General features: G+C 71.3%; 20 protein-coding genes. 12 read left to right on the forward strand and 8 right to left on the reverse strand.

Features of this window, described 5'->3' with window-relative positions:
* Window positions 1–181: 181 nt before the first annotated feature.
* The 4 genes from E4622_RS01350 to E4622_RS01365 all read left to right on the forward strand — a co-directional run bounded on the left by E4622_RS01350 (window position 182) and on the right by E4622_RS01365 (window position 4,708).
* Window positions 182–2,392, forward strand: coding sequence for an NADP-dependent isocitrate dehydrogenase (locus E4622_RS01350; RefSeq protein WP_134738304.1), 2,211 nt, complete (start codon window positions 182–184; stop codon window positions 2,390–2,392).
* 96 nt (window positions 2,393–2,488) lie between these two features.
* Window positions 2,489–2,953, forward strand: a complete 465-nt coding sequence (locus E4622_RS01355) for an SRPBCC family protein (RefSeq protein WP_134738305.1) — start codon at window positions 2,489–2,491, stop codon at window positions 2,951–2,953.
* A gap of 20 nt (window positions 2,954–2,973) precedes the next feature.
* Window positions 2,974–3,381 (forward strand): hypothetical protein, encoded by a 408-nt coding sequence (locus E4622_RS01360; protein WP_134738306.1) that lies wholly within the window; start codon window positions 2,974–2,976, stop codon window positions 3,379–3,381.
* A gap of 97 nt (window positions 3,382–3,478) precedes the next feature.
* Window positions 3,479–4,708 (forward strand): MFS transporter, encoded by a 1,230-nt coding sequence (locus E4622_RS01365; protein ID WP_134738307.1) that lies wholly within the window; start codon window positions 3,479–3,481, stop codon window positions 4,706–4,708.
* Here the strand turns inward: E4622_RS01365 and E4622_RS01370 are convergent.
* Entirely contained in the window at window positions 4,663–5,769 is a 1,107-nt protein-coding gene (locus E4622_RS01370) for a GNAT family N-acetyltransferase (RefSeq protein WP_134738308.1), read from the reverse strand. The two genes, E4622_RS01365 and E4622_RS01370, sit on opposite strands and share 46 nt — an antisense overlap.
* 93 nt (window positions 5,770–5,862) lie before the next feature.
* On the opposite strand from E4622_RS01370, the gene trpS reads away from it, so the two are divergent.
* Genes trpS through E4622_RS01390 form a run of 4 tightly spaced genes read left to right on the forward strand, consistent with a single transcriptional unit; the run spans window position 5,863 to window position 8,775 of the window.
* Window positions 5,863–6,918 carry a tryptophan--tRNA ligase gene (gene trpS / locus E4622_RS01375; protein WP_134738309.1) on the forward strand — a complete coding sequence of 352 codons (1,056 nt, stop codon included), beginning with the start codon at window positions 5,863–5,865 and terminating at the stop codon, window positions 6,916–6,918.
* 31 nt (window positions 6,919–6,949) lie between these two features.
* On the forward strand, window positions 6,950–7,468 hold the full coding sequence (locus E4622_RS01380; RefSeq protein WP_134738310.1) for a 2'-5' RNA ligase family protein: 519 nt from the start codon (window positions 6,950–6,952) through the stop codon (window positions 7,466–7,468).
* A gap of 27 nt (window positions 7,469–7,495) precedes the next feature.
* Entirely contained in the window at window positions 7,496–8,554 is a 1,059-nt protein-coding gene (locus E4622_RS01385; protein ID WP_134738311.1) for a YhjD/YihY/BrkB family envelope integrity protein, read from the forward strand.
* On the forward strand, window positions 8,551–8,775 hold the full coding sequence (locus E4622_RS01390) for a hypothetical protein (RefSeq protein ID WP_134738312.1): 225 nt from the start codon (window positions 8,551–8,553) through the stop codon (window positions 8,773–8,775). Before E4622_RS01385 ends, E4622_RS01390 begins: the two co-directional genes overlap by 4 nt.
* A gap of 151 nt (window positions 8,776–8,926) precedes the next feature.
* On the opposite strand, the gene E4622_RS01395 is transcribed toward E4622_RS01390, so the two are convergent.
* The 6 genes from E4622_RS01395 to E4622_RS01420 form a co-directional block, all read right to left on the reverse strand.
* Window positions 8,927–9,670, reverse strand: a complete 744-nt coding sequence (locus E4622_RS01395; RefSeq protein WP_134738313.1) for a succinate dehydrogenase/fumarate reductase iron-sulfur subunit — start codon at window positions 9,668–9,670, stop codon at window positions 8,927–8,929.
* Entirely contained in the window at window positions 9,667–11,688 is a 2,022-nt protein-coding gene (locus E4622_RS01400; RefSeq protein WP_134739347.1) for a fumarate reductase/succinate dehydrogenase flavoprotein subunit, read from the reverse strand. Before E4622_RS01400 ends, E4622_RS01395 begins: the two co-directional genes overlap by 4 nt.
* Window positions 11,689–11,712: 24 nt before the next feature.
* Window positions 11,713–12,423 carry a succinate dehydrogenase cytochrome b subunit gene (locus tag E4622_RS01405; protein ID WP_134738314.1) on the reverse strand — a complete coding sequence of 237 codons (711 nt, stop codon included), beginning with the start codon at window positions 12,421–12,423 and terminating at the stop codon, window positions 11,713–11,715.
* A 93-nt stretch (window positions 12,424–12,516) separates the two neighbouring features.
* Window positions 12,517–15,342 (reverse strand): LuxR family transcriptional regulator, encoded by a 2,826-nt coding sequence (locus E4622_RS01410; protein WP_134738315.1) that lies wholly within the window; start codon window positions 15,340–15,342, stop codon window positions 12,517–12,519.
* A gap of 7 nt (window positions 15,343–15,349) precedes the next feature.
* Entirely contained in the window at window positions 15,350–15,982 is a 633-nt protein-coding gene (locus tag E4622_RS01415; RefSeq protein ID WP_134738316.1) for an MBL fold metallo-hydrolase, read from the reverse strand.
* Window positions 15,983–15,989: 7 nt separating this feature from the next.
* Window positions 15,990–17,051 carry a glycosyltransferase gene (locus E4622_RS01420; RefSeq protein WP_134738317.1) on the reverse strand — a complete coding sequence of 354 codons (1,062 nt, stop codon included), beginning with the start codon at window positions 17,049–17,051 and terminating at the stop codon, window positions 15,990–15,992.
* 114 nt (window positions 17,052–17,165) lie between these two features.
* Between E4622_RS01420 and E4622_RS01425 the strand changes: the two genes are divergently transcribed.
* The 4 genes from E4622_RS01425 to E4622_RS01440 all read left to right on the forward strand — a co-directional run bounded on the left by E4622_RS01425 (window position 17,166) and on the right by E4622_RS01440 (window position 21,784).
* On the forward strand, window positions 17,166–18,185 hold the full coding sequence (locus tag E4622_RS01425) for an LLM class flavin-dependent oxidoreductase (protein ID WP_134738318.1): 1,020 nt from the start codon (window positions 17,166–17,168) through the stop codon (window positions 18,183–18,185).
* A 112-nt stretch (window positions 18,186–18,297) separates the two neighbouring features.
* On the forward strand, window positions 18,298–19,083 hold the full coding sequence (locus tag E4622_RS01430; protein WP_134738319.1) for a hypothetical protein: 786 nt from the start codon (window positions 18,298–18,300) through the stop codon (window positions 19,081–19,083).
* Window positions 19,083–21,005 (forward strand): fumarate reductase/succinate dehydrogenase flavoprotein subunit, encoded by a 1,923-nt coding sequence (locus E4622_RS01435; protein WP_245155833.1) that lies wholly within the window; start codon window positions 19,083–19,085, stop codon window positions 21,003–21,005. The genes E4622_RS01430 and E4622_RS01435 overlap by 1 nt, the downstream gene beginning before the upstream one ends.
* Before the next feature lie 2 nt (window positions 21,006–21,007).
* The gene (locus E4622_RS01440) at window positions 21,008–21,784 is read left to right on the forward strand and encodes a succinate dehydrogenase/fumarate reductase iron-sulfur subunit (RefSeq protein ID WP_134738320.1); all 777 of its coding nucleotides are present in this window, start codon (window positions 21,008–21,010) and stop codon (window positions 21,782–21,784) included.
* A gap of 380 nt (window positions 21,785–22,164) precedes the next feature.
* On the opposite strand, the gene E4622_RS01445 is transcribed toward E4622_RS01440, so the two are convergent.
* Window positions 22,165–22,578 carry a hypothetical protein gene (locus E4622_RS01445; RefSeq protein WP_134738321.1) on the reverse strand — a complete coding sequence of 138 codons (414 nt, stop codon included), beginning with the start codon at window positions 22,576–22,578 and terminating at the stop codon, window positions 22,165–22,167.
* Window positions 22,579–22,600 lie beyond the last annotated feature (22 nt).

Genomic DNA, 22,600 nt, shown 5'->3' on the forward strand with positions numbered 1-22,600 from the left:
GTCGAAACCTGGGGTGCGTGCACTCTAGACCGGCGGGGGACCGGGGGACGGCGTCACCGTCGTTGCCGGTCACCCCCGCGGATGCGAGGCTGGCCTGCGTTCGACGCCGGATGCCCCGTCAGGTATCTTGACGTCAAGAAACTTCAACGTCCCACTCGCCACCGTTCAGGAGCCGCAGGACATGGCCAAGATCATCTACACCCACACCGACGAGGCGCCGCTGCTGGCGACGTACTCCTTCCTGCCGATCATCGCGGCCTACGCCGCGAAGGCCGGTGTGGAGGTCGAGACGCGCGACATCTCGCTCGCGGGCCGCATCCTCGCGCAGTTCCCCGACCGCCTGACCGAGGAGCAGCGCGTCGACGATGCGCTCGCCGAGCTCGGCGAGCTGGCCACCCAGCCCGAGGCCAACATCATCAAGCTGCCCAACATCTCCGCCTCCGTGCCGCAGCTCAAGGCCGCGATCAAGGAGCTGCAGGAGCAGGGCTTCGACATCCCGGACTTCCCCGAGAGCGCCGACACCGACGAGGACAAGGCCGTCCGCGCCGCCTACGACAAGGTCAAGGGCTCCGCGGTCAACCCGGTCCTGCGCGAGGGCAACTCCGACCGGCGCGCCCCGCTGTCGGTCAAGAACTACGCCAAGGCGCACCCGCACCGCATGGGCGCCTGGACCTCCGAGTCCAGGACCAACGTCGCCACGATGGGCAAGGACGACTTCTTCTCCAACGAGAAGAGCGTCGTGATCGACAAGGACGACACGCTGCGCATCGAGCACGAGGGTGCCGACGGCACCGTCACCGTGCTCAAGGAGTCGATCCCGGTCCTGGCCGGCGAGGTCGTCGACGGCACGTTCATGAACGTCGCCGCGCTGCGTCGCTTCCTGACCGAGCAGATCGCGCGGGCCAAGGCCGACGACGTGCTCTTCTCGGTGCACCTCAAGGCCACGATGATGAAGGTCTCCGACCCGGTCATCTTCGGCCACGCCGTCCAGGCGTTCTTCCCCACGCTCTTCGAGCAGTACGGCGAGCAGCTCGCCGCCGCGGGCATCTCGCCCAACGACGGTCTCGGCGCGCTCCTGGACGCCACCTCCGCGCTGCCCGAGGGTGACGCGATCAAGACCGCCGTGCAGCAGGGCCTCGCCGACGGCCCGGCCATGGCGATGGTCGACTCCGACAAGGGCATCACCAACCTGCACGTGCCCTCCGACGTCATCATCGACGCCTCGATGCCCGCCATGATCCGCCAGTCGGGTCACATGTGGGGCCCCGACGGCGAGGAGGCCGACACCCTCGCGGTGATCCCCGACTCCTCCTACGCCGGCGTCTACCAGGTCGTGCTCGACGACTGCCGCGCCCACGGAGCGTTCGACCCGTCCACGATGGGCTCGGTGCCCAACGTCGGCCTGATGGCGAAGGCCGCAGAGGAGTACGGCTCCCACGACAAGACCTTCGAGGCCCCGTCGGCCGGCACCATCCGCGTCGTCGACGGCTCCGGCACGGCGCTGATCGAGCACACCGTGGAGCCGGGCGACATCTGGCGCGCCTGCCAGACCAAGGACGCCCCGATCCGCGACTGGGTCAAGCTGGCCGTGACCCGCGCCCGCGCCACCGGCTCGCCGGCGGTCTTCTGGCTCGACGAGGCCCGCGCGCACGACGCCAACCTGATCGCCAAGGTGAGGGAGTACCTCGCCGAGCACGACACCGACGGGCTGACGATCGAGATCATGACGCCGGCCGAGGCGACGGCGTACTCGCTGGAGCGCATCCGCCGCGGCGAGGACACGATCTCGGTCACCGGCAACGTGCTGCGCGACTACAACACCGACCTGTTCCCGATCCTCGAGCTCGGCACGTCGGCCAAGATGCTCTCGGTCGTGCCGCTGATGAACGGTGGCGGCCTCTTCGAGACCGGCGCCGGCGGCTCGGCGCCCAAGCACGTCCAGCAGCTGGTGAAGGAGAACTACCTGCGCTGGGACAGCCTGGGCGAGTTCTTCGCCCTGGCCGCGAGCCTGGACCACCTGTCCGACTACGCGGACAACAAGGGCGCCAAGGTCCTCGCCGCGACGCTCGACAAGGCGACGGAGACCTTCCTCAACGAGGACAAGTCCCCGACGCGCAAGATCGGCGGCATCGACAACCGCGGGTCGCACTTCTACCTCGCCCTCTACTGGGCCCAGGAGATCGCGGCCCAGACCGAGGACCCGGACCTGGCCGCGGTGTTCAAGCCGTTCGCCGAGTCGCTCGCCGCCGACGAGGAGAAGATCGTCTCCGAGCTCAACGGCGTCCAGGGCAGCCCTGCCGACATCGGCGGCTACTTCCGCCCCGACGACGCCAAGGCCGAGCAGGTCATGCGGCCCTCGAGCACGCTCAACGAGGCGCTCGCCGCGCTCTGACGACCGACCCGCACGCCGGGCGTGTCGGACCGCAGTCGCGGTCCCGACACGCCCGGCGGCTTGGTTTTCGGGCCGGAGCGTGACCACAGTGGAGGCATGACCACCGACACGAAGATCACCGTCCAGCGCACGATCGACGCCTCGACCAGCGCCGTCTTCGACGTGCTGTCCAACCCCGCCCGGCACACCGAGCTCGACGGCAGCGGCTTCGTCCTCAGCGACGAGCGCAGCGACCGGATCACCGCCAACGGCCAGAAGTTCCGCATGAACATGAGCGGCGACCACATGGGCGGGGAGTACCAGACCGACAACGTGGTCAGCGCCTACGACCCCAACAAGATGATCGGCTGGAAGACCGCGCCGGCCGGCCAGGAGCCTCCGGGCTGGGAGTGGCTGTGGGAGCTCGAGGCGCAGGGCGCCGACAGCACCGACGTACGCCTGACCTACGACTGGAGCAACGTCACCGACCAGGACCTGTTGCAGAAGATCAAGTTCCCGCTGGTGTCGCAGTCGCAGCTCGAGGACTCGCTGGGCAACCTCGCCTCCGCCGTCGCCGGGTGAGGCTCCGCCATCCTGGGTCGATGAGGACCGCGACCGTCGCCGCCACCGCCCTGCTCTCGCTCGCCCTGGTGGGCTGCTCGGACGTCGAGGACGCGGCCAAGGGCGCGGCGAGCGACGCCGCCTGCTCCGTGGCCGACAAGGCCATGGACGAGGCGGGCACGCAGGCGAAGCAGGCGGTCTCCGACCTCGGCGCCGACCCCGCGGCGGCCAAGCGCGAGCTGACGGCCGTGCGCGACGGGCTGAAGTCCCTGGAGGGCCAGGTCGACGGGGACACCGGCGGCAAGGTCACCGACGCTCGCAAGGCGCTCGACCGGCTCGTCACCCAGGCCGACGCGGCGCGCGACGGCACCCCCGTCGACGACCAGGCGGTCGAGGACGCCCAGGCCGACCTGGACACCGCGATCGAGGACTTCGGCGACCTCTGCTGACGCCCATCGGTGGAGGCAGTGACGACCGCCACGTGAGCGGCGGCGGGGGACCTGCGGAATAGGTGTGCGCCGGGGGCTGGTTGGACAATGAGTGACGATGACGACCACCCTCGGCGGAGCCCCCTCCGCCCCGCCCCGGGCGACCCACGCCGGCCTCGCGCTGCTCGCGCTTGCCATGGGCGGGTTCGCCATCGGCACCACCGAGTTCGTGACGATGGGGCTGCTGCCTCAGATCGCCGACGGCGTCGACATCTCGATCCCCACCGGCGGGCACCTGATCTCGGCCTACGCGCTGGGCGTCGTCGCCGGCGTGCCGGTCCTGGCGCTCTTCGGGGCGCGGCTCCCGCGCCGCGCGCTGCTGATCGGCCTGATGGCGGCCTACGGGCTGTTCAACGTCCTGACCGCGGTCGCCTCGAGCTACCACCTGGTCCTCGCCGCCCGCTTCCTCGACGGGTTGCCGCACGGCGCCTACTTCGGCGTCGCCTCCCTCGTCGCCGCCAGCCTGGCCCCTCCGGGCAGGACCGGGCGATGGGTCGCGGCGGTCATGCTCGGGCTCTCGTTCGCCAACGTCCTCGGCGTCCCGGCCGCGACCTGGCTGGGCCAGCAGGCCGGCTGGCGCACGGCGTACGCCGCCGTCGCGGTCATCGCCGCGGTGACCGTGGCCATGATCTGGGCCTTCGTCCCGTCGGTGCCCGGTGACACCCAGGCCACCGGTCGCCAGGAGCTCACGTCGTTCATGCGCAACAAGCAGGCGTGGCTCACGCTGCTCGCCGGCGCGATCGGCTTCGGCGGCCTGTTCGCCACCTACTCCTACATCGCCCCGATCGTCACCGACGTCGCGGGTCTCGGTGAGGGCACGGTGCCGGTCTTCGTGCTCGCGTTCGGTCTCGGCATGGTGGCCGGCACCTGGTTGGCCGGCGAGCTCGCCGCCTGGTCGGTGTTCGGCTCGCTGATCTGGTCCGGCATCGGCTCCGCGGTCGTGATGGTGGTCTTCTGGCTGGTCGCGCCCTACGGCTGGTGGCTGCTGCCGGTGGTCTTCGCGGTCACCGCGCTCGGCTCCGTCCTCGTGGTCAACCTGCAGCTCCGCCTGATGGACGTGTCCGGCGACGCCGCGACGCTCGGCGCCTCGATGAACCACGCCGCGCTCAACGTCGCCAACGCCCTGGGCGCCTGGATCGGCGGCGTCACGATCGCGGCCGGCTACGGCTACCGATCGCCGGCCCTGGCCGGCTTCGGGCTGTCGCTGCTCGGCATCGGCGTGCTGCTCTGGTCGGCGGCGGCTCACCGCAGCGACGCGCGCGGCACCTCCGCGGCCAGCACGTCGTAGAGCGCCATGTCGGTCTGCCCGTCGCGCAGCCGGATGCCCAGCCGCTCGACGCCGTACTGACGGAAGCCGTTGGCCTCGATCACCCGTCGTGAGGCGGTGTTGCCCACGGCGGCGTACGCCGTCACGCGGGCCACGCCCAGCCGGTCGACCACGTGCCGCGTGACGATGCCCATGGCCCGGGTCATCAGCCCGCGGCCGCGCGCCTCCGGGTGGGTCCAGTAGCCGACCTCGCACTCGACCTCGGGCGTCCAGCGGAACCACCCGATCGTGCCCAGGATGGCGTCGTCCTCGGTGGTGGTGACCGCCCAGGTCACGCCGCTGCCCTCGGCGAGCTGCTGGGTGCGCGACTCGACGTAGGTGTGCGCGTCCTCCAGCGTGTAGGGGCTGGGCAGCTGGCCGAGCCAGTACTGCGTGCGCTCCTCCGAGCAGGCCTCCTGGATGCGCGGCGCGTCCGCCGCCACGATCGGGCGCAGGCGGAGGCCGTCCTCCTCGAGGACGGGGCAGTCCAGCCAGGTGCTGCGCGGCTCGCGCGGGTCCTCGCGCAGGAGCGTGCCGACCCAGGCGTCGTGGATCTCCTCGCGCTGGGTGAGCCAGCGCCGCACGGTCCCGTCCACCTCGAAGCCCAACCGCCAGGCCGCCTTGCGCGACGCCCAGTTGCCGCGGTGCGCCCACCAGATCACGGTCCCGAGCCCCTGCTCGTCGAAGCCCCAGTCGAGCAGCAGCCGCAGGGCGCGGTGGACGTGGCCGGTGCCGCGGACCCAGGGGTGGGCGCCGTAGGCGATCTCGGCGCGGCCGGCCCCCTCGTTGCGCAGCGAGACGGTGCCGGCGAAGCGGCCCTCGGCCTCGATCGCGAACGCCCACTCGGTGTCGGAGAGCCAGCCCACGGCCACCGTCTCGTTCACGAACTCCTCGGCCTGGGCCAGCGAGTAGGGGACCGGCACCGACGTCCACTGCTGCGACAGCGGGTCCTGGCACTGCTCGAGCACCCCGGGAGCGTCCTCGTGGCGGTGGGGGCGGATCGTCACCACCCCGTCGGTCAGGGTCACGGGCAGCGTCGGCATGCGTGCACCCTGTCAACCGCTCCTCGGGCGGGGCAAACCGATAACGGCGGACCTGGCCCGAGCAGGCGCCGGTGGATCGGGAAGAATGCCGCCATGACCACGATCCAGCCCCAGGTCGACGTCCCCGCGGCCCCCTCGGGCGGCGCGCGTCCCCGGGTGCTCTCCGGGATCCAGCCGACCGCCGACTCCTTCCACTTCGGCAACTACCTCGGCGCCCTGCGGCAGTGGGTGGACCTCCAGCGCGACCACCAGCCCTTCTTCTTCATCGCCGACCAGCACGCGATCACCCTCGAGCAGGACCCCAAGGTGCTGCGCGAGCGCACGCTGCGCGCGGCCGCGCAGCTGCTCGCGATGGGCATCGACCACCAGCGGTCCGCGATCTTCGTGCAGAGCCAGGTGCCTGCCCACGCCCAGCTCGCGTGGGTGCTCAACTGCCTGACCAGCGTGGGCGAGGCACGGCGGATGACGCAGTTCAAGGACAAGGCGGCCAAGGGCGGGGAGGGCGCGGCCAGCGTCGGCCTGTTCACCTACCCGATCCTGCAGGCCGCCGACATCCTGCTCTACCGGCCGCACTACGTGCCGGTGGGCGAGGACCAGCGCCAGCACCTCGAGCTCACCCGCGACCTCGCGCAGCGCTTCAACCACCGCTACAAGAAGACCTTCCGGCTGCCCGAGCCCTACATCCTCAAGGCCACCGCCAAGATCGGCGACCTGCAGAACCCCACCGCGAAGATGTCCAAGTCCGCCTCGTCCCCGGCGGGGATCATCGAGATGCTCGACGAGCCGCAGGTCAGTGCCAAGAAGATCCGCTCCGCGGTGACCGACTCGGAGTCGACGATCCGCTTCGACCCCGAGGAGAAGCCGGGCATCAGCAACCTGCTCACGATCTTCTCGGCCCTCACCGGCGAGGGGGTGGGCGAGCTGGAGGAGCAGTACGGCGGCAAGGGCTACGGCGACCTCAAGAGCGACCTCGCGGAGGCGGCCGTGGAGTTCGTGCGCCCGTTCCGCGAGCGCACGCTCGAGCTGCTCGACGACCAGGCGCACCTGAGCGCCGTCCTCAAGCAGGGTGCGGAGCAGGCCAACGAGGTGGCGGAGGCGACGCTGCGCGACGTCTACCAGCGCGTCGGGTTCGTCGCGGCCACCCGCTAGTGGCCTCGCTCACACCAGTACAGTCGACGCGATGCCGACAATCGGAGTGGCCGTAGCCATCCCGGAGCCCTGGGCCACCGAGCTCCAGGACTACCGGACCTCCGTCGGCGACGCCACGGCCCTGATGATCCCCACGCACATCACGCTCGTGCCGCCCACCGTCATCGAGGACGGCACCCTCGAGGCCGTCGAGGGTCACCTCGCCCGGGCGGCCGAGCAGGTGCCGTCGTTCCGGGTGCACCTGCGCGGCACCGGCACCTTCCGTCCGGTGTCCCCGGTCGTCTTCGTGACGCTCGTGCGCGGCATCTCCCACTGCGAGATGCTGGCCGAGGCCGTGCGCAAGGGGCCGCTCGAGGTCGAGCTGTCGTTCCCCTTCCACCCGCACGTGACGATCGCGCATCACCTGCCCGACGCCCAGCTGGACCAGGCGTTCTCCGACCTGGCCGACTTCGAGTGCGAGTTCGACGTGGGGGACTTCCACCTGTACGTGCACGACGCGGAGCACGGGTGGCGCCCCACGCGCCAGTTCGCCCTGCGCCCGACAGACTGACTCCCGACTCTCGGCAGGTGATGGCGCATGGCCTCGTTCAAGGAACGTCTCTCGCAGCGGGTCACCCGGCTGCGTGAGCGGCGACCCTTCGTCGACCACCTGGTCCGGATGCAGCAGCACTACGGCGCGGTGAAGGCCGGCCAGCAGGCCGGAGCCGTCACCTACTTCGGCTTCCTGTCGTTCTTCCCGATCCTGGCGCTGGCCTTCGCGATCGTCGGCTGGATCTCGAGGGTCTACTCCGGCGCGCGCGACACCACCGTGGAGGCGATCGAGTCGGTCTTCCCCGGGATGATCGGCGGTGACTCCGGCATCGCCCTCGCGGACATCGAGAGCGCGGCCGGCGCCGCCGTCGGCTTCGGCATCCTCGGTGTCCTCTACGCCGGCCTGGGCTGGCTCTCCAGCCTGCGCGACGCCCTGCTCGTCACCTTCGAGCTGCCGAGCTTCGAGCAGCCCAACTTCGTCATGGGCAAGCTGCGCGACCTGCTCACGCTCGCCACGGTCGGGGTCACGCTGCTGCTCAGCGTCGCGATCTCGGGCGTCGTGGCGGGCGGCTCGGAGCAGATCCTGGAGTGGCTCGGGCTGGGAGCCGGACTCCGGCCGCTCCTGTGGGTCATCGGCGCGCTCGTCGGTCTCCTGGCGAGCACCGTGCTGTTCCTCGCCCTGTTCCGGCTGCTCGCCGACCCCCACACCCCGAAGCGCTCGCTCGCGTCGGGGGCGCTCCTCGGGGCCGTCGGGTTCGAGGTGCTCAAGCTGCTCTCGAGCACGCTGCTCAAGGCCACCAAGGAGCAGCCGGCCTTCCAGGCCTTCGGGATCGCGCTGATCCTGGTCGTCTGGATCAACTACTTCTCGCGCGTCGTCCTGTACGCCGCCGCGTGGGCCCACACCTCGCCCGAGGCCCGCGCCGCGCGGGTCGAGGAGCCGGCCGTGGTCCAGGGGCCGCAGGTGCCGTCGCTGACCGACCTGCCCGCGACCGCCGTGGCTGGCGAGCGGCCGCCCGGAGCCGGGTCGTGGAAGGGTCCGTTCGCCGCCGGGGCCGGCACCATGCTGGCCCTGACCGCCGTCGTGAGGAAGAGGGACCGTCGATGAGGTTCGAGCGCAAGCACGCCGTCCTGCTGCTGGCCGTCGCCGTCTGGAACGTCGTGACGTTCGGCCAGTTCGCCCGCAACCTGTGGTCGGCCTACGACTCCGGCGAGGACCGCGCCACCGGCTACTGGGTCGCCCACACGATCCTGATCGTCGTCAACGTCGCCATCGCCGTCGTCCTCGGGTCGCTGGGCTGGAAGGCTCTCAAGGCCACGAAGAAGTAGCTGCCCCGGGGGTTGAGGAAGGCGCCCTGGCGCCTGTCTCGAAACCCCGTGAGACGAAGCAGGGCGGTGACCACGTGCGGTCACCGCCCTGCTGCCGTCACCCGGTTTCGAGACGGTTGCTGCGCAACCTCCTCAACCTCCGGAGGTCGAGCTACTTACCGTGACGCAGAGCTGCGTGGAGGTCCCAGTTGAGGCGGGAGATCACGTCGAGCGGGATCTCCTTGGGGCAGGCGGCGGTGCACTCGCCGATGTTGGTGCAGCCGCCGAAGCCCTCGTGGTCGTGCTGGGCGACCATGTTGACGACGCGGGTGTCGCGCTCGGCCTGGCCCTGGGGCAGCTCGCCGAGGTGGGTGATCTTGGCGCCGACGAACAGCGAGGCGGAGCCGTTGGGGCAGGCCGCGACGCAGGCGCCGCAGCTGATGCACGTGGCGACGTCGAAGGCGCGGTCGGCCTTGTCCTTGGGCACGGGCGTGGCGTGGGCGTCGGGAGCGGCACCGGTGTTGACCGAGATGTAGCCACCCTGCTGGATGATCCGGTCGAACGCGCCGCGGTCGACGACGAGGTCCTTGACGACCGGGAACGCGTCGGCGCGCCACGGCTCGATGGTGATCGAGTCGCCGTCCTTGAAGGAGCGCATGTGGAGCTGGCAGGTCGTGGTGACCTCGGGCCCGTGCGCCTCGCCGTTGATCATCAGCCCGCAGCTGCCGCAGATGCCCTCGCGACAGTCGGAGTCGAACGCGACCGGCTCCTCACCCTTCGCGTTGAGGTCCTCGTTGAGGACGTCGAGCATCTCCAGGAAGGACATGTCCTCCGAGACCTCGTCGAGCTCGTAGGTGTGGATCTTGCCGGCGGTGACCGCGTCGGGCTGGCGCCAGATGTTGAGGGTGAACTTCACTTGTAGCTCCGCTGCTTCATCTCGACGAACTCATAGGTCAGGTTCTCCTTGTGCAGGACCGGCTTCTCGTCCGCACCGGCCCACTCCCACGCGGCGACGTAGGCGTAGGTGTCGTCGTGGCGCAGGGCCTCGCCGTCCTCGGTCTGCGACTCCGCCCGGAAGTGGCCGCCGCAGGACTCGCGACGGTTCAGCGCGTCGAGGCACATCAGCTCGCCGAGCTCGAAGAAGTCGGCCACGCGGCCGGCGCGCTCCAGCGACTGGTTCATGGTCTCGGCGGCTCCGAGCACCTTGACGTTGCGCCAGAAGTCCTGCTTCAGGGTGCGGATCAGGTCGATGGCCTTCTTGAGGCCGTCGGCGCTGCGCTCCATGCCGCAGTACTCCCACATGATGTTGCCGAGCTCGCGGTGGTAGGAGTCGACGCTGCGGGTGCCGTTGGTGTTCATCAGCTGGTGGATGCGCGAGCGCACCGACTCCTGCGCCTCGACGACCGCCGGGTCGTCCTCGGCCACCTTCTCGAACGGCCCCTCCGCGAGGTAGTCGCGGATCGTGTTGGGGAGAACGAAGTAGCCGTCGGCCAGGCCCTGCATCAGCGCCGAGGCGCCGAGACGGTTGGCGCCGTGGTCGGAGAAGTTGGCCTCGCCGGTCACGAACAGGCCGGGGATCGTCGACTGCAGGTCGTAGTCGACCCACAGCCCGCCCATGACGTAGTGGACGGCCGGGTAGATGCGCATCGGGACCGAGTAGGGGTCCTCACCGGTGATCCGGGCGTACATGTCGAAGAGGTTGCCGTACTTGTTCTCGATGGCGTCGCGACCCAGGCGGCCGATGGCCTCCTCGAAGTCGAGGTAGACGCCGCGGCGCACGCCCTCGACCTCGGGGCCGACGCCGCGTCCCTCGTCGCACATGTTCTTGGCCTGGCGGCTCGCGATGTCGCGGGGGACCAGGTTGCCGAACGCCGGGTAGATCCGCTCGAGGTAGTAGTCGCGGTCCTCCTCGGGGATGTCGCGCGGGTCCTTGTCGCAGTCGGCCTTGTTCTTGGGGACCCAGATCCGGCCGTCGTTGCGCAGCGACTCGCTCATCAACGTCAGCTTGGATTGGTGGGCGCCCGAGACCGGGATGCAGGTCGGGTGGATCTGCGTGTAGCAGGGGTTGGCCATGTAGGCGCCCTTGCGGTGCGCGCGCCAGCTGGCCGTGACGTTGGAGCCCATGGCGTTGGTGGAGAGGAAGAAGACGTTGCCGTAGCCGCCGTTGGCGAGGACGACGACGTCGGCGAAGTACGTCTCGATCTCGCCGGTGACGAGGTCGCGGACGATGATCCCGCGGGCCCGGCCGTCGACGACGATCAGCTCGACCATCTCGTGGCGGGTGTAGCACTTGACCGTGCCGGCGGCGACCTGGCGCTCGAGGGCCTGGTAGGCGCCGATCAGCAGCTGCTGGCCCGTCTGGCCGCGGGCGTAGAACGTCCGCGAGACCTGGACGCCGCCGAAGGACCGGTTGTCCAGCAGACCGCCGTACTCGCGGGCGAACGGGACGCCCTGGGCGACGCACTGGTCGATGATGTTGCGGCTGACCTGGGCCAGCCGGTAGACGTTCGACTCGCGGGCGCGGTAGTCGCCGCCCTTGATCGTGTCGTAGAAGAGCCGGAAGACCGAGTCGCCGTCGCCCTTGTAGTTCTTGGCGGCGTTGATGCCGCCCTGGGCGGCGATGGAGTGCGCGCGTCGCGGGGAGTCCTGGTAGCAGAAGGACTTCACGACGTAGCCGGCCTCGCCGAGCGTGGCGGCCGCGGAGGCGCCGGCCAGGCCGGTGCCGACGACGATGACCGAGAGCCGGCGGCGGTTGGCCGGGTTGGCGATGCGCGCCTCGAACTGGCGGGTGTCCCACCGCTCCTCGAGGGGGCCGCCGGGGGCCTTGGTGTCGGCGATCGGGTCGCCGTCGACGTAGTAGCCGGCGGCGTCGTCGTACTCGTCGTCGAGCCGGCCGGTGTGGGAGGCGTCGAAGGTGTTGGTGGTGTCGGGCATGTCAGTCACGTCGCTGCACCTTCCTTACTTGGTGATGACGCCGGCGAGGACGAAGATCGGGACGAGGGAGAAGCCTCCGGCGATCACGACCGCGAGAAGCGCTCCGGCGGCCTTGGCGTTGCGCCGGGCCTTGTCGTTGTTGGTGAGGCCGAGCGTCTGCGCGGCGCTGAACGTGCCGTGATGCAGGTGCATGCCGAGCGCGACCATGGCGACGAGGTAGATCGCGGTCAGCCACCAGACATCGAAGCTGTCGACCATCAGGTTGTAGGGGTCGTCGGTCGCGCCGCCCTGGACGTTGATCTTGCCGATGCTGAAGTTCAGCAGGTGCCAGACGATGAAGACGAGCAGCGTCACGCCGCCCCAGCGCATGGTGCGCGAGGACAGCGAGGAGGCCTTGCTCTTCTTGACGACGTACTTGACGGAGCGCGCCTTGGCGGCGCGACGCCACAGCGCGACGGCGCACGCCACGTGCACGACCAGCGAGACGATGAGCGCCAGCCGGATGATCCACAACGCACCCTCGTGCGGGAGGATCGGCTCGCCGAACTCACGGAGGTGGTGGGCGTACTCGTTGAACGAGTCGTGCCCGCCGAAGGCCTTGAGGTTGCCGTACATGTGCGTCAGCACGAAGCCGATGAAGATCAGGCCGCTGACGGCCATCAACATCTTCAGCGCGATCGTCGAGCGCGATGCGCGCGACCCCTTGACGAGAGCCGGTCGAGTCGTGGTTGCCACAAGAAGGCACTTTACGGCCGTGCCCCGACCCGCAGGACCGCGGGGAGTGTGACATAGCACCCGTAAGGGTGCCCTAACCTCCCGCCGGCCAGGTCAGGTGAGGGCGCCGGCGAGCTCACGGCGGTTGGCGATGCCGAGCTTGGTGTAGACCCGACCGAGGTGGTTCTCGACGGTCTTGGGCGAGACGAACAGCTCCCGGGCGATGTCGCGGTTGCTGCGTCCGGCGACGGCCAGGCGCGCGACGCGCTGCTCGCTGGCCGTCAGCGACCCCGGGCCGGGCGCGAGCAGACGGCGCGGCCGGTCGCCCAGGGCGCGCAGCGCGTCGGCCACCCGCCGCTGGAGCGCCATCGCCCCGCAGTCCAGCGCCAGGTCGGCGGCCCGCACGAGCAGCTCGCGCGACTCGGTACGGCGGCCGAGGGCACGGTGGGACTCGGCGAGGTCGACCAGCGACTTGGTCAGCTCCAGCCGGTCGACCGCCGGCTCGAGGAGCGCCACCGCCTCGGAGAGCCGCTCCAGGCGGACCGTCGGGTCCGACTCGAAGCGCGCGCCCACGCGGAGGGCCGCGCCGATGTCGCTGGGGGACCCCGACTGGCGCGCGATGGCGAGCTGCTCGGCGAGGGCGGTGTGGGCGCGGTCGAGGTCGCCCAGACGGGAGTGGGCGATGGCCGCCGGCAGCCGCCAGGCCAGCATGACCGGGTCGACGTTGGCCTCCCGTGCCTCCCGCTGGAGGGTCTCCAGGTGGCGCAGCGCGCCGTGGGGGTCACCGGCGGCGAGGCGCGCGCGGCAGCGGATCTCGTGCAGCCACACCATGGGGATCACCCGCACGGTGGGCTCGGTCGCGTCGAAGTCGGCGATCCAGCGCTCGACGGCGGGCAGGTCCTGACGCTCCAGGGCGGTGTAGCCGCCGAGCTGGGCGGCGGTGGCCCGTAGCGAGACGACCTCGGGGCTCGACGGCTCGTGCCGGATCGCGGCGAGGACCGCCTCCGCGTCGGCCTCGGTGGCGGTCACGTCGCCCGAGCGCCAGGACGCGACCATGGAGCAGTTGGTGACCATCGCGAAGTCGACCGGGGAGCCGCCGCGCCGCACCCGCAGCCGGGCCCGCTCGATCTCCCTGCCCGCGGTCTCGAGGTCGTCGGCGCTGATGAGCGACATCATCGCGAACACCCAGCCGACCAGCCCGTCGCCGCGCGCGGCGTCGTCGAAGAGCGCCCCCGAGGCCAGCGCCCGCCGGGCCAGCTCGCCGACGGCCGCGCGGGGCTCGTTCTGGTAGCGCCCGCTCTGGGCCCGCAGGGCGAGCAGGGCGCGCTCCTCGGGGCTGGCCCCGGTGAGGTGGGTGAAGTGCTCCAGGTGCTCGGCCGACGCGCGACGCTGGGGCGCCACGAACGAGCGGGTCACCCCGAGCCGCGCCTCGAGCACCAGCCGCGCGGGCTCCTGGTCCAGCGGCGGCCAGTCGGCGAGCACCTCGACCAGCTCGGCGACCGCGGCCTCGGGGCCCTCCAGCGCCGACGTCGCCCGGCTGGCGGTCGCCAGCAGCTGCGCGCGGCGTCGTACGTCGTGCGCCTCGCCCGCCGCGGCGGCCCGCAGGTGAGGGCGTGCCTCCTCGGCCCGGCCGGCGCGCAGCAGGATCCCTCCGAGCCGCTCGCGCAGGGACAGGTCGCCCGGGCGCTCGACCAGGGCCCGCTCCAGGCAGGCCGCCGCGACGACGGGGTCGCCGGCCGCAGCCGACTCCGCGGCCGCGTGGGCGAGCAGGTCGGCGGCGTCCGGCAGCGTGCCGACCGGCGCGGCCAGCAGGTGGGGGGCGAGCTGAGCGGCGGGCACCTCCCGGGCGTGCAGCTCGCGCACGGTGCGTGCGTGCATGGCCGAGCACTGCAGCGGCCCGAGCGCGGCCACCGTCGCCTCGCGGATCACCGGGTGCACGAACGTCAGCCCGTCGACGCCGCCGACGAGGACGTTGGCGCGGACGAGCGACGCGACCGCCTCGGGCAGCGCGTCCGGCGACACCCCCGCCACCCGCCCCGCGAGCCACGGGCTGGCCTCGAAGCCCAGGACCGCGGCGGCGCCGGCCAGGGCCAGCGCGTCGGGGGCGAGCCGGCTGAGCATGGCGCGCGAGATCGTGGCCGGCCCGAGGCCGCCGATGGCCGCGGCGGTCGCCGGGTGGGAGACGTCGTGGCCCGCGCTGCTCAGCTCGTCGAGCAGGGCTCCGGTCAGGAACGGGTTGCCCCCGCAGGCGGCGTGCATCGCCTCGACGACCGCGGAGCAGGGCACCACGCCGTCGGGGGTGTGGAAGGCGGCCACGGCGACGGGGGACAGCGGCTCGGGCAGCAGCCGCTCGACGTACGGCGAGACGGTCAGCTCGGTGAGCGGCCCGCTTCCGCCCGACGGCGGCCGGGTGGCCACCACCAGCGCGATGGGCAGGTCGGCGATGCGGCGGGCGAGGTAGCCCAGGAAGCGCAGCGAGGGCTGGTCGGACCACTGCGCGTCGTCGACGGTGATCAGCAGCGGGCGCGTGGACGACAGGTCGATCGCGACCCACCACAGGGCATGCAGCGTGCGAGCGATCTCGGCGTCGCTGGCGCCGGATGCCGGTGCCACGTCCAGGGCCTGGAGCGCCCGCCCCGCCGGTCCCGCGAGGATCGCGTCGCGCACCTCGCCGCTGTAGCGCGAGATCGAGCGCTCCACCATCTGCCGCACGACGCCCCACGCGAGCGGCGTCTCGGTCTCGTCGCCGACGGCCTGGAGCCGGCCGTAGCCCCGGCGCCGCGCGAGCTCGCGGGTCTCCCGCACGAGCGCGGTCTTGCCGATGCCGGCCTCGCCCTCGATGACGATGACCCGGCCGGAGCCGGTCGCCGCCTCGTCGAGCGCCGCGGCGATGCGGACCAGCTCGGACTCGCGCTCCAGGATCTCCGAGGCCGAGCTCACGGGGGACTCACCGGGCGGCCACCCGCTCGAGGACGTCGGGGTCGCGCAGCGGGGGGCCGTGCCCGAACAGCGCCAGCGCCGGGCGCAGGGCCGCCAGCCTGCGCATCGACGCGCGGTTGACCGCCACGTCGGCGGTGAGGAAGGACCACGGCGCGGTGACCCGGCCGAGGTGGAAGAAGACGTCACCCGCGATCAGCACCCGGTCGGACTCGCGCCACAGCGCGATGTGGCCGGGGGAGTGGCCCGGCACCTCGAGCACCTCGAAGCCCGCGACGGCGTCGCCCTCGACCAGCCCGCGCGACACGGTGTACGACGGCACCTTGGGCAGGTGCGACATCAGCCGGGGCACCAGCCCGGGGCCGATGGCCGGGGTCGCGGTCTCGATCGCCTCGGCGTCCGCGGCTCCGCACCACAACGGCAGGTCCATCGCCTCGCACACCGCCCTGCTGGAGCCGAAGTGGTCGGGGTGGGCGTGAGTGACGGCGTGGGCTGTCACCCGGTGGCCGGACAGCTCGCGGAGGAGCCGCTTGCGCGCGCCGGGGGTGCCCGCGTCGACGAGGACGTCGCCGACGAGGTAGCAGTTGACCATGTGGGGCGGGCGTCCCCTCAGGAGCTGGACCCCGGGCGCGATGTCACGCACACGCGGATCATATGCGCGCGAACGCCCTCTTCACCTGCGACATCTCGGACATGGTCGTCGCGAGCTCGTCGACCGCGTCGGTCCAGGTGCGCTCCAGCGCCAGCTCGCGCCCGCGCCGCCCGAGCAGGCCGCGGTGCCGGTCCGCGACGACCGCGGCGACCGCGTCGCGCAGCGCCCGTCGGCCATGAGGGTCGAAGAGCAGGCCGTTCTCGAGGCTGCGCACGACGTCGGGCGCGCCGCCGGAGCGGGCGGCCACGAGGGGCACGCCCGAGGCGCTCGCCTCACGTAGCTGGTGGCAGCAGGTCTCGTGGGCCCCGGGGTGCACCAGCACGTCGAGGGAGGGCAGCGCGGCGGTCAGGTCGCCCGTGGTGAGGGCGCCGGTGAGCTTGGCGCCGGGCAGGTGCTGGGCGAGCCAGGACCGCTGGGGGCCGTCGCCGATGACCACGAGGCGGATCCCGGGGAGGTCGGCGAGCTCGGCCAGGCGGCGTACGCCGTGGCGCTTGTGCAGGCTGCCGACGTAGCCGACCACCACCAGCGGGGTCTCACGGGAGCGGGCGCGCGCCCAGGAGTCGTGCAGCCAGGAGTCGCGCAGCGCCGGGGTGAAGGCGACGGGGTCGACGCCGGGGCGCCACAGCCCCGCCTCGACCCCGAGCTCGGCGGCGCGCTCCACCATCCAGGACGACGTGACCAGGACCCGGTCGGCACGCGCGACGGTGCCGCGCCAGTAGTCCGCGGTCAGGTCGAGGACCGCCGACTGCTCGACCACGAGCGAGGCGAGCCCGGTGCGCTGGGCGTGCTTCAGCGCCTTGCGGCCGAGGGTCCCCGGAGAGGTGACGTGGACCAGGTCCGGGGCGTGGCCGTCGATCGCGGCGCGCACCTGCGCGCCGACCGGCTCGAGCGGGCGGACCCGGACCACGTCGCAGCCGCGGTAGGAGGTCAGCCCGGGAGCCGGAGCGATGATCCGGACCGAGTGCCCGCGGTCGACGAGTCCGTCGGCCACGGCCTTGAGCGTGGTCGTCGTGCCGTCCACGGCGGGGAAGAACGTCTCGGTCACCAGAGCGATCCGCATGCCACGAGCGTGGCGCGCCGGCGCGTCCGGGTGGCGGCGGTGGGATGGAGGGGCGGTGAACAGTGCGCGAGGAGCCGCCGGGAAGTTTGAAGGTTCAACCAGTGTTGACCCGTCATGAAGAAGATCGGGTTCCTGTCCTTCGGCCACTGGTCGGCCTCGCCGCAGTCGCAGGCGCGCTCCGCCGCCGACGTGCTGCACCAGTCCATCGACCTGGCCGTGGCGGCCGAGGAGCTGGGCGCCGACGGCGCCTACTTCCGCGTCCATCACTTCGCCCAGCAGCTGGCGTCGCCGTTCCCGCTGCTGGCCGCGGTCGGCGCCCGCACGAGCAGGATCGAGATCGGCACCGGCGTCATCGACATGCGCTACGAGAACCCCCTCTACATGGCCGAGGACGCCGGGGCGGCGGACCTGATCTCCGACGGCAGGCTGCAGCTCGGCGTGAGCCGCGGGTCACCGGAGCAGGTCATCGACGGCTACCGCTACTTCGGCTACGTCCCCGCGGAGGGCGCCGACCACGCCGGCATGGCGCGCGAGCACACCCGGGTGTTCCTCGATGTGCTCGAGGGCAACGGCTTCGCGGAGCCCAACCCGCGGCCGATGTTCCCCAACCCGCCGGGCCTGCTGCGCATCGAGCCGCACTCGCCGGGCCTGCGCGAGCGGATCTGGTGGGGCGCCGGCACCCGGCAGACCGCCGAGTGGACCGCCCAGCAGGGCATGAACCTGATGAGCTCCACGCTCCTCAGCGAGGACACCGGGGTGCCCTTCCACCAGCTCCAGGCCGAGCAGATCGAGCGGTTCCGCAAGGCGTGGGCCGACGCCGGCCACACCCGGACGCCGCGGGTCTCGGTCAGCCGCAGCGTCTTCCCGGTCGTCAGTGACCTCGACCGCGCCTACTTCGGGCGCGAGGGCGGCGGCGGCGACCAGGTCGGCTACCTCGACGGCGGCAAGGCCCGCTTCGGCAAGACCTACGCCGGCCCGCCCGAGCGCCTCATCGAGGAGCTGGCCCGCGACGAGGCCGTCGCGGCCGCGGACACGTTGCTGCTCACCATCCCCAACCAGCTCGGCGTCGACTACAACGCCCACGTGCTGGAGACGGTGCTGAAGGAGCTGGCCCCGGGACTCGGTTGGCGCTGACGCCGGAGAGCCGCCCGAGGTGACCCTTCCAGTGTGACCCCTTTCACTGTGACCCCTTTCACATCGGGCGGTTCGCGTGCAGACTCAGCCCCGGACTCCTCCGGAGGTGGGCATGACGACTGGCGTGCACGGGCCGACCAGGGCCGCGATCGACGAGAAGACCCTGCGTCAGGACCGGTGGTGGCTGCCGCCGCTCACGACGTTCGTGGTGTTCAGCGCGTTCGTGGTCTACGCGACGGTGCGGGCCTTCATGGGCAGCGACTACTACGCCTCGCCGTACCTCTCGCCGTTCTACTCCCCGTGCCTGGGTGACTGCGTCGAAGGCGCCTCGGACTTCGGCCAGCCGTTCCGCGCCTGGCCCCTGTCGGCGGCCCTGCTCATCCTGATCTTCCCGCTGGGCTTCCGGATGACCTGCTACTACTACCGCAAGGCCTACTACCGGGCGTTCTGGCTGTCGCCGCCCGCCTGTGCCGTCGCCGAGCCCAAGACCAAGTACACCGGGGAGACCCGCTTCCCCCTGCTGATCCAGAACGTCCACCGCTACTTCTGGTACGCCGCGGTGCTGGTCGGCCTGGTGCTGAGCTTCGACGTGGTGCTGGCGTTCCGCAACGAGGAGCACGAGTGGGGCCACATGGGCCTCGGCACGCTGCTGATGCTCATCAACGTGGTGTTCATCTGGCTCTACACGCTCTCGTGCCACTCCTGCCGGCACACGGTGGGCGGGCGGCTGCGCCACTACTCCAAGCACCCCGTGCGCTACAAGCTCTGGACCTGGGTCTCGCGCCTCAACACCGACCACGGTCGCTACGCGTGGTACTCGCTGTTCTCCGTGGCGCTGGTCGACCTCTACATCTTCCTGATCGCCAACGGGACCATCGAGGACGTGCGGTTTTTCTGATGACCAACCCTGTGAACGACCGGCACCCGATGACCGGCAACGAGATGTCCGGCGACGCGGCCGGCGGCATGGAGCGCCACCGCTACGACGTGGTCGTGGTCGGTGCCGGCGGCGCGGGTCTGCGAGCCGCGATCGCGGCCCACGACGCGGGCGCCCGCACCGCGATCGTGTGCAAGTCCCTGCTCGGCAAGGCGCACACGGTCATGGCCGAGGGCGGCATCGCCGCGGCGATGGGCAACCGCTGGCCCGAGGACAACTGGGAGGTCCACTTCCGCGACACCATGCGCGGCGGGAAGATGCTCAACAACTGGCGCATGGCCCAGCTCCACGCCCAGGAGGCCCCCGAGCGGGTCATGGAGCTCGAGGACTGGGGTGCGCTGTTCGACCGCACCGACGACGGCCTGATCTCCCAGCGCGACTTCGGCGGCCACAAGTACGCCCGCCTCGCCCACGTCGGCGACCGCACCGGCCTGGAGATGATCCGCACCCTCCAGCAGCGGGCGGTGTCGCTCGGGATCGACGTGTTCATGGAGTGCACGGTCACCGACGTCATGCTCGACCAGGGCGACGGCGGCAAGGTCTCGGGCGCGTTCGGCTACTGGCGCGAGACCGGTCGCTTCGTGCTCTTCGAGACGCCCAGCGTCATCCTCGCCACCGGCGGGATCGGCAAGTCGTTCAAGGTGACCTCCAACTCCTGGGAGTACACCGGCGACGGCCACGCGCTCGCGATGCGCGCGGGCGCCTCCCTGATCAACATGGAGTTCGTGCAGTTCCACCCCACGGGCATGGTCTGGCCACCCTCGGTGAAGGGGCTGCTGGTCACGGAGTCGGTGCGCGGCGACGGCGGCGTCCTGAAGAACGCCGAGGGCCAGCGGTTCATGTTCGACTACATCCCGGAGTACTTCAAGAGCGAGACCGCCGACACCGTGGAGGAGGCCGACGCCTGGTACGACGACAAGAAGAGCAACCGCCGGCCGCCCGAGCTGCTGCCGCGCGACGAGGTGGCCCGGGCCATCAACTCCGAGATCAAGGCCGGCCGCGGGACGCCCCACGGCGGCATCTACCTCGACATCGCCTCGCGCCGCTCGCCGGAGTTCATCCGCAAGCGGCTGCCCTCGATGTACCACCAGTTCAAGGAGCTCGCCGACGTCGACATCACCGCCGAGCCGATGGAGATCGGCCCGACGTGCCACTACGTCATGGGTGGCGTCGAGGTCGACGCCGACACCCAGCAGAGCGCGGTGACCGGGCTGTACGCCGTCGGCGAGTGCAGCGGCGGCATGCACGGCTCCAACCGGCTCGGTGGCAACTCGCTGGGGGACCTGCTGGTGTTCGGCAAGCGGGCCGGCGAGGCCGCGACGGCCTACACCGCCTCTCTGGGCGAGGACCGGCCGAAGGTGGACGAGGCCGACGTCAAGGCCGCCGAGCGCAGCGCCCTGGCGCCGTTCGAGGTGTCTGATTCTCTGGCGCAGGGCGGGGAGAACCCCTACACGATCCAGTCCGACCTCCAGCAGTCGATGAACGACCTCGTCGGCATCATCCGCACCGCGCCCGAGCTCGAGCGGTCGCTGAGCGAGATCGAGGCGTTCAAGGTGCGCGCGGCGTCGATGAAGGTGGAGGGGCACCGGCAGTACAACCCCGGCTGGCACCTCGCGCTGGACCTGCGCAACATGCTCGTCGTCAGCGAGGCCATCGCCAAGGCGGCGCTGGCGCGCGAGGAGTCGCGCGGCGGGCACACGCGCGACGACTTCCCGGGGCCGAGCGAGGAGTGGGCGACCAAGAACCTCGTCGTCGACCTCAACGCCGACGGCACCGGCATCGACCTGCACGAGAAGCCGCTGCCGGAGATGCCCGACGAGCTCAAGAAGTACTTCGAGCCGGCGGCCGCCGAGCCCCCCGCTGAGAGCAAGGAAGGGAAGTAGCCATGGGCTACCAGCTGAAGATGCGAGTGTGGCGCGGCGACGAGTCGGGCGGCGACCTGGGCGACTACACCGTCGAGGTCTCCGAGGGCGAGGTCGTCCTGGACGCCCTCCACCGGGTGCAGGCCACGCAGGCCGGCGACCTGGCGATCCGGTGGAACTGTAAGGCCGGCAAGTGCGGCTCGTGCAGCGCCGAGATCAACGGCCGGCCGCGGCTGCTGTGCATGAGCCGGCTCTCGGACTTCGAGGAGGACGAGACGATCACCGTCACGCCGCTGCGGACGTTCCCGGTGATCCGCGACCTGGTCACCGACGTCTCCTTCAACTACGAGAAGGCGCGCGAGCTGCCGTCGTTCGCGCCCCCGCCCCGCGACGCCGACAACAAGCGCCGCATGGCCCAGGTCGACGTCGAGCGCGGCCAGGAGTTTCGCAAGTGCATCGAGTGCTTCCTGTGCCAGAACGTCTGCCACGTCGTGCGCGACCACGAGGAGAACAAGCCGGCCTTCTCCGGCCCGCGCTTCTTCCTGCGCTACGCCGAGCTCGACATGCATCCCCTCGACACCCACGACCGCCGGGAGCTCGCCCAGGGCGCCGCCGGCCTGGGGATGTGCAACATCACCAAGTGCTGCACCGAGGTCTGCCCCGAGGGCATCAAGATCACCGACAACGCGATCATCCCCATGAAGGAGCGCGTGGTCGACCGCAAGTACGACCCGCTCGTCTGGCTCGGCAACAAGATCGGCCTGCGCACCAAGGACAACGACGGCCGCACCGAGGTGTAGTCCTCGGTGGTTGAGGTGCGAGCGCAGCGAGCCTCGACACCACGTCTCCGGTGGTTGAGGAGGGACGAAGTCCCGTCTCGAAACCATGGCCCCGGTGGTTGAGGAGGTTGCGCTAGCAACCGTCTCGAAACCACAGCTTCTGCGGGGCTGACGTCGGCCCGCGCGCTAGCAGCCTCGGTGATCAGCGTCGACAGTTCGAGCCTGACGCCGGCCTCTCCACGCTTGGCTGGCGTGACGTGGTGACCAACGGCCGACGCTCAGTGTCGCAAGTCGCACCACCAGTCACACCAGACCCAGTTCGGCCCCGAGGAGACAGCCAGGTGCCGGGGTCTCGACGGTCGCTCGTCGCTGGCGCTCCTCACTGCTCGACCACCGGCGGCTCACTCGGCCAGGTCGGTGACGTTGGAGGGCGGGATGTCGCCGTGGCGCAGCGCGTCGGCCAGGGCGTGGATGCGCAGGCCGCTGGCCTGCCAGTCGCCGGCCGGCTCGTCGTACCAGATCTGGAAGCCGCGCCGGGCCTCGACGGTCCAGTGCTGCCCGAAGAGGGCGCGGGCCAGGAGCGCGAACGGGATGACGAGCAGCAGGAGCAGCAGCTCGAGCGCGGCGACGAGGGCCAGGACGAGGAAGGGGATCAGGATGATCAGGAAGATCACCCCGATCACCATGCTCACCGGGTCGTCGCCCAGACCCGGACCGGTGGGCAGGTTGGGCAGGACGCCCTTGAGGCGGCGCCGCCAGGGCACCCAGCGTCGGGTCACGCGCCACGTCTGCCCCGTCGGGTCCTGGACCTTCACGGGCCCAGACTAGGGACGGAAA

It is taken from the genome of Nocardioides sp. 503 (genome assembly GCF_004522095.1).
Lineage (GTDB): Bacteria > Actinomycetota > Actinomycetes > Propionibacteriales > Nocardioidaceae > Nocardioides.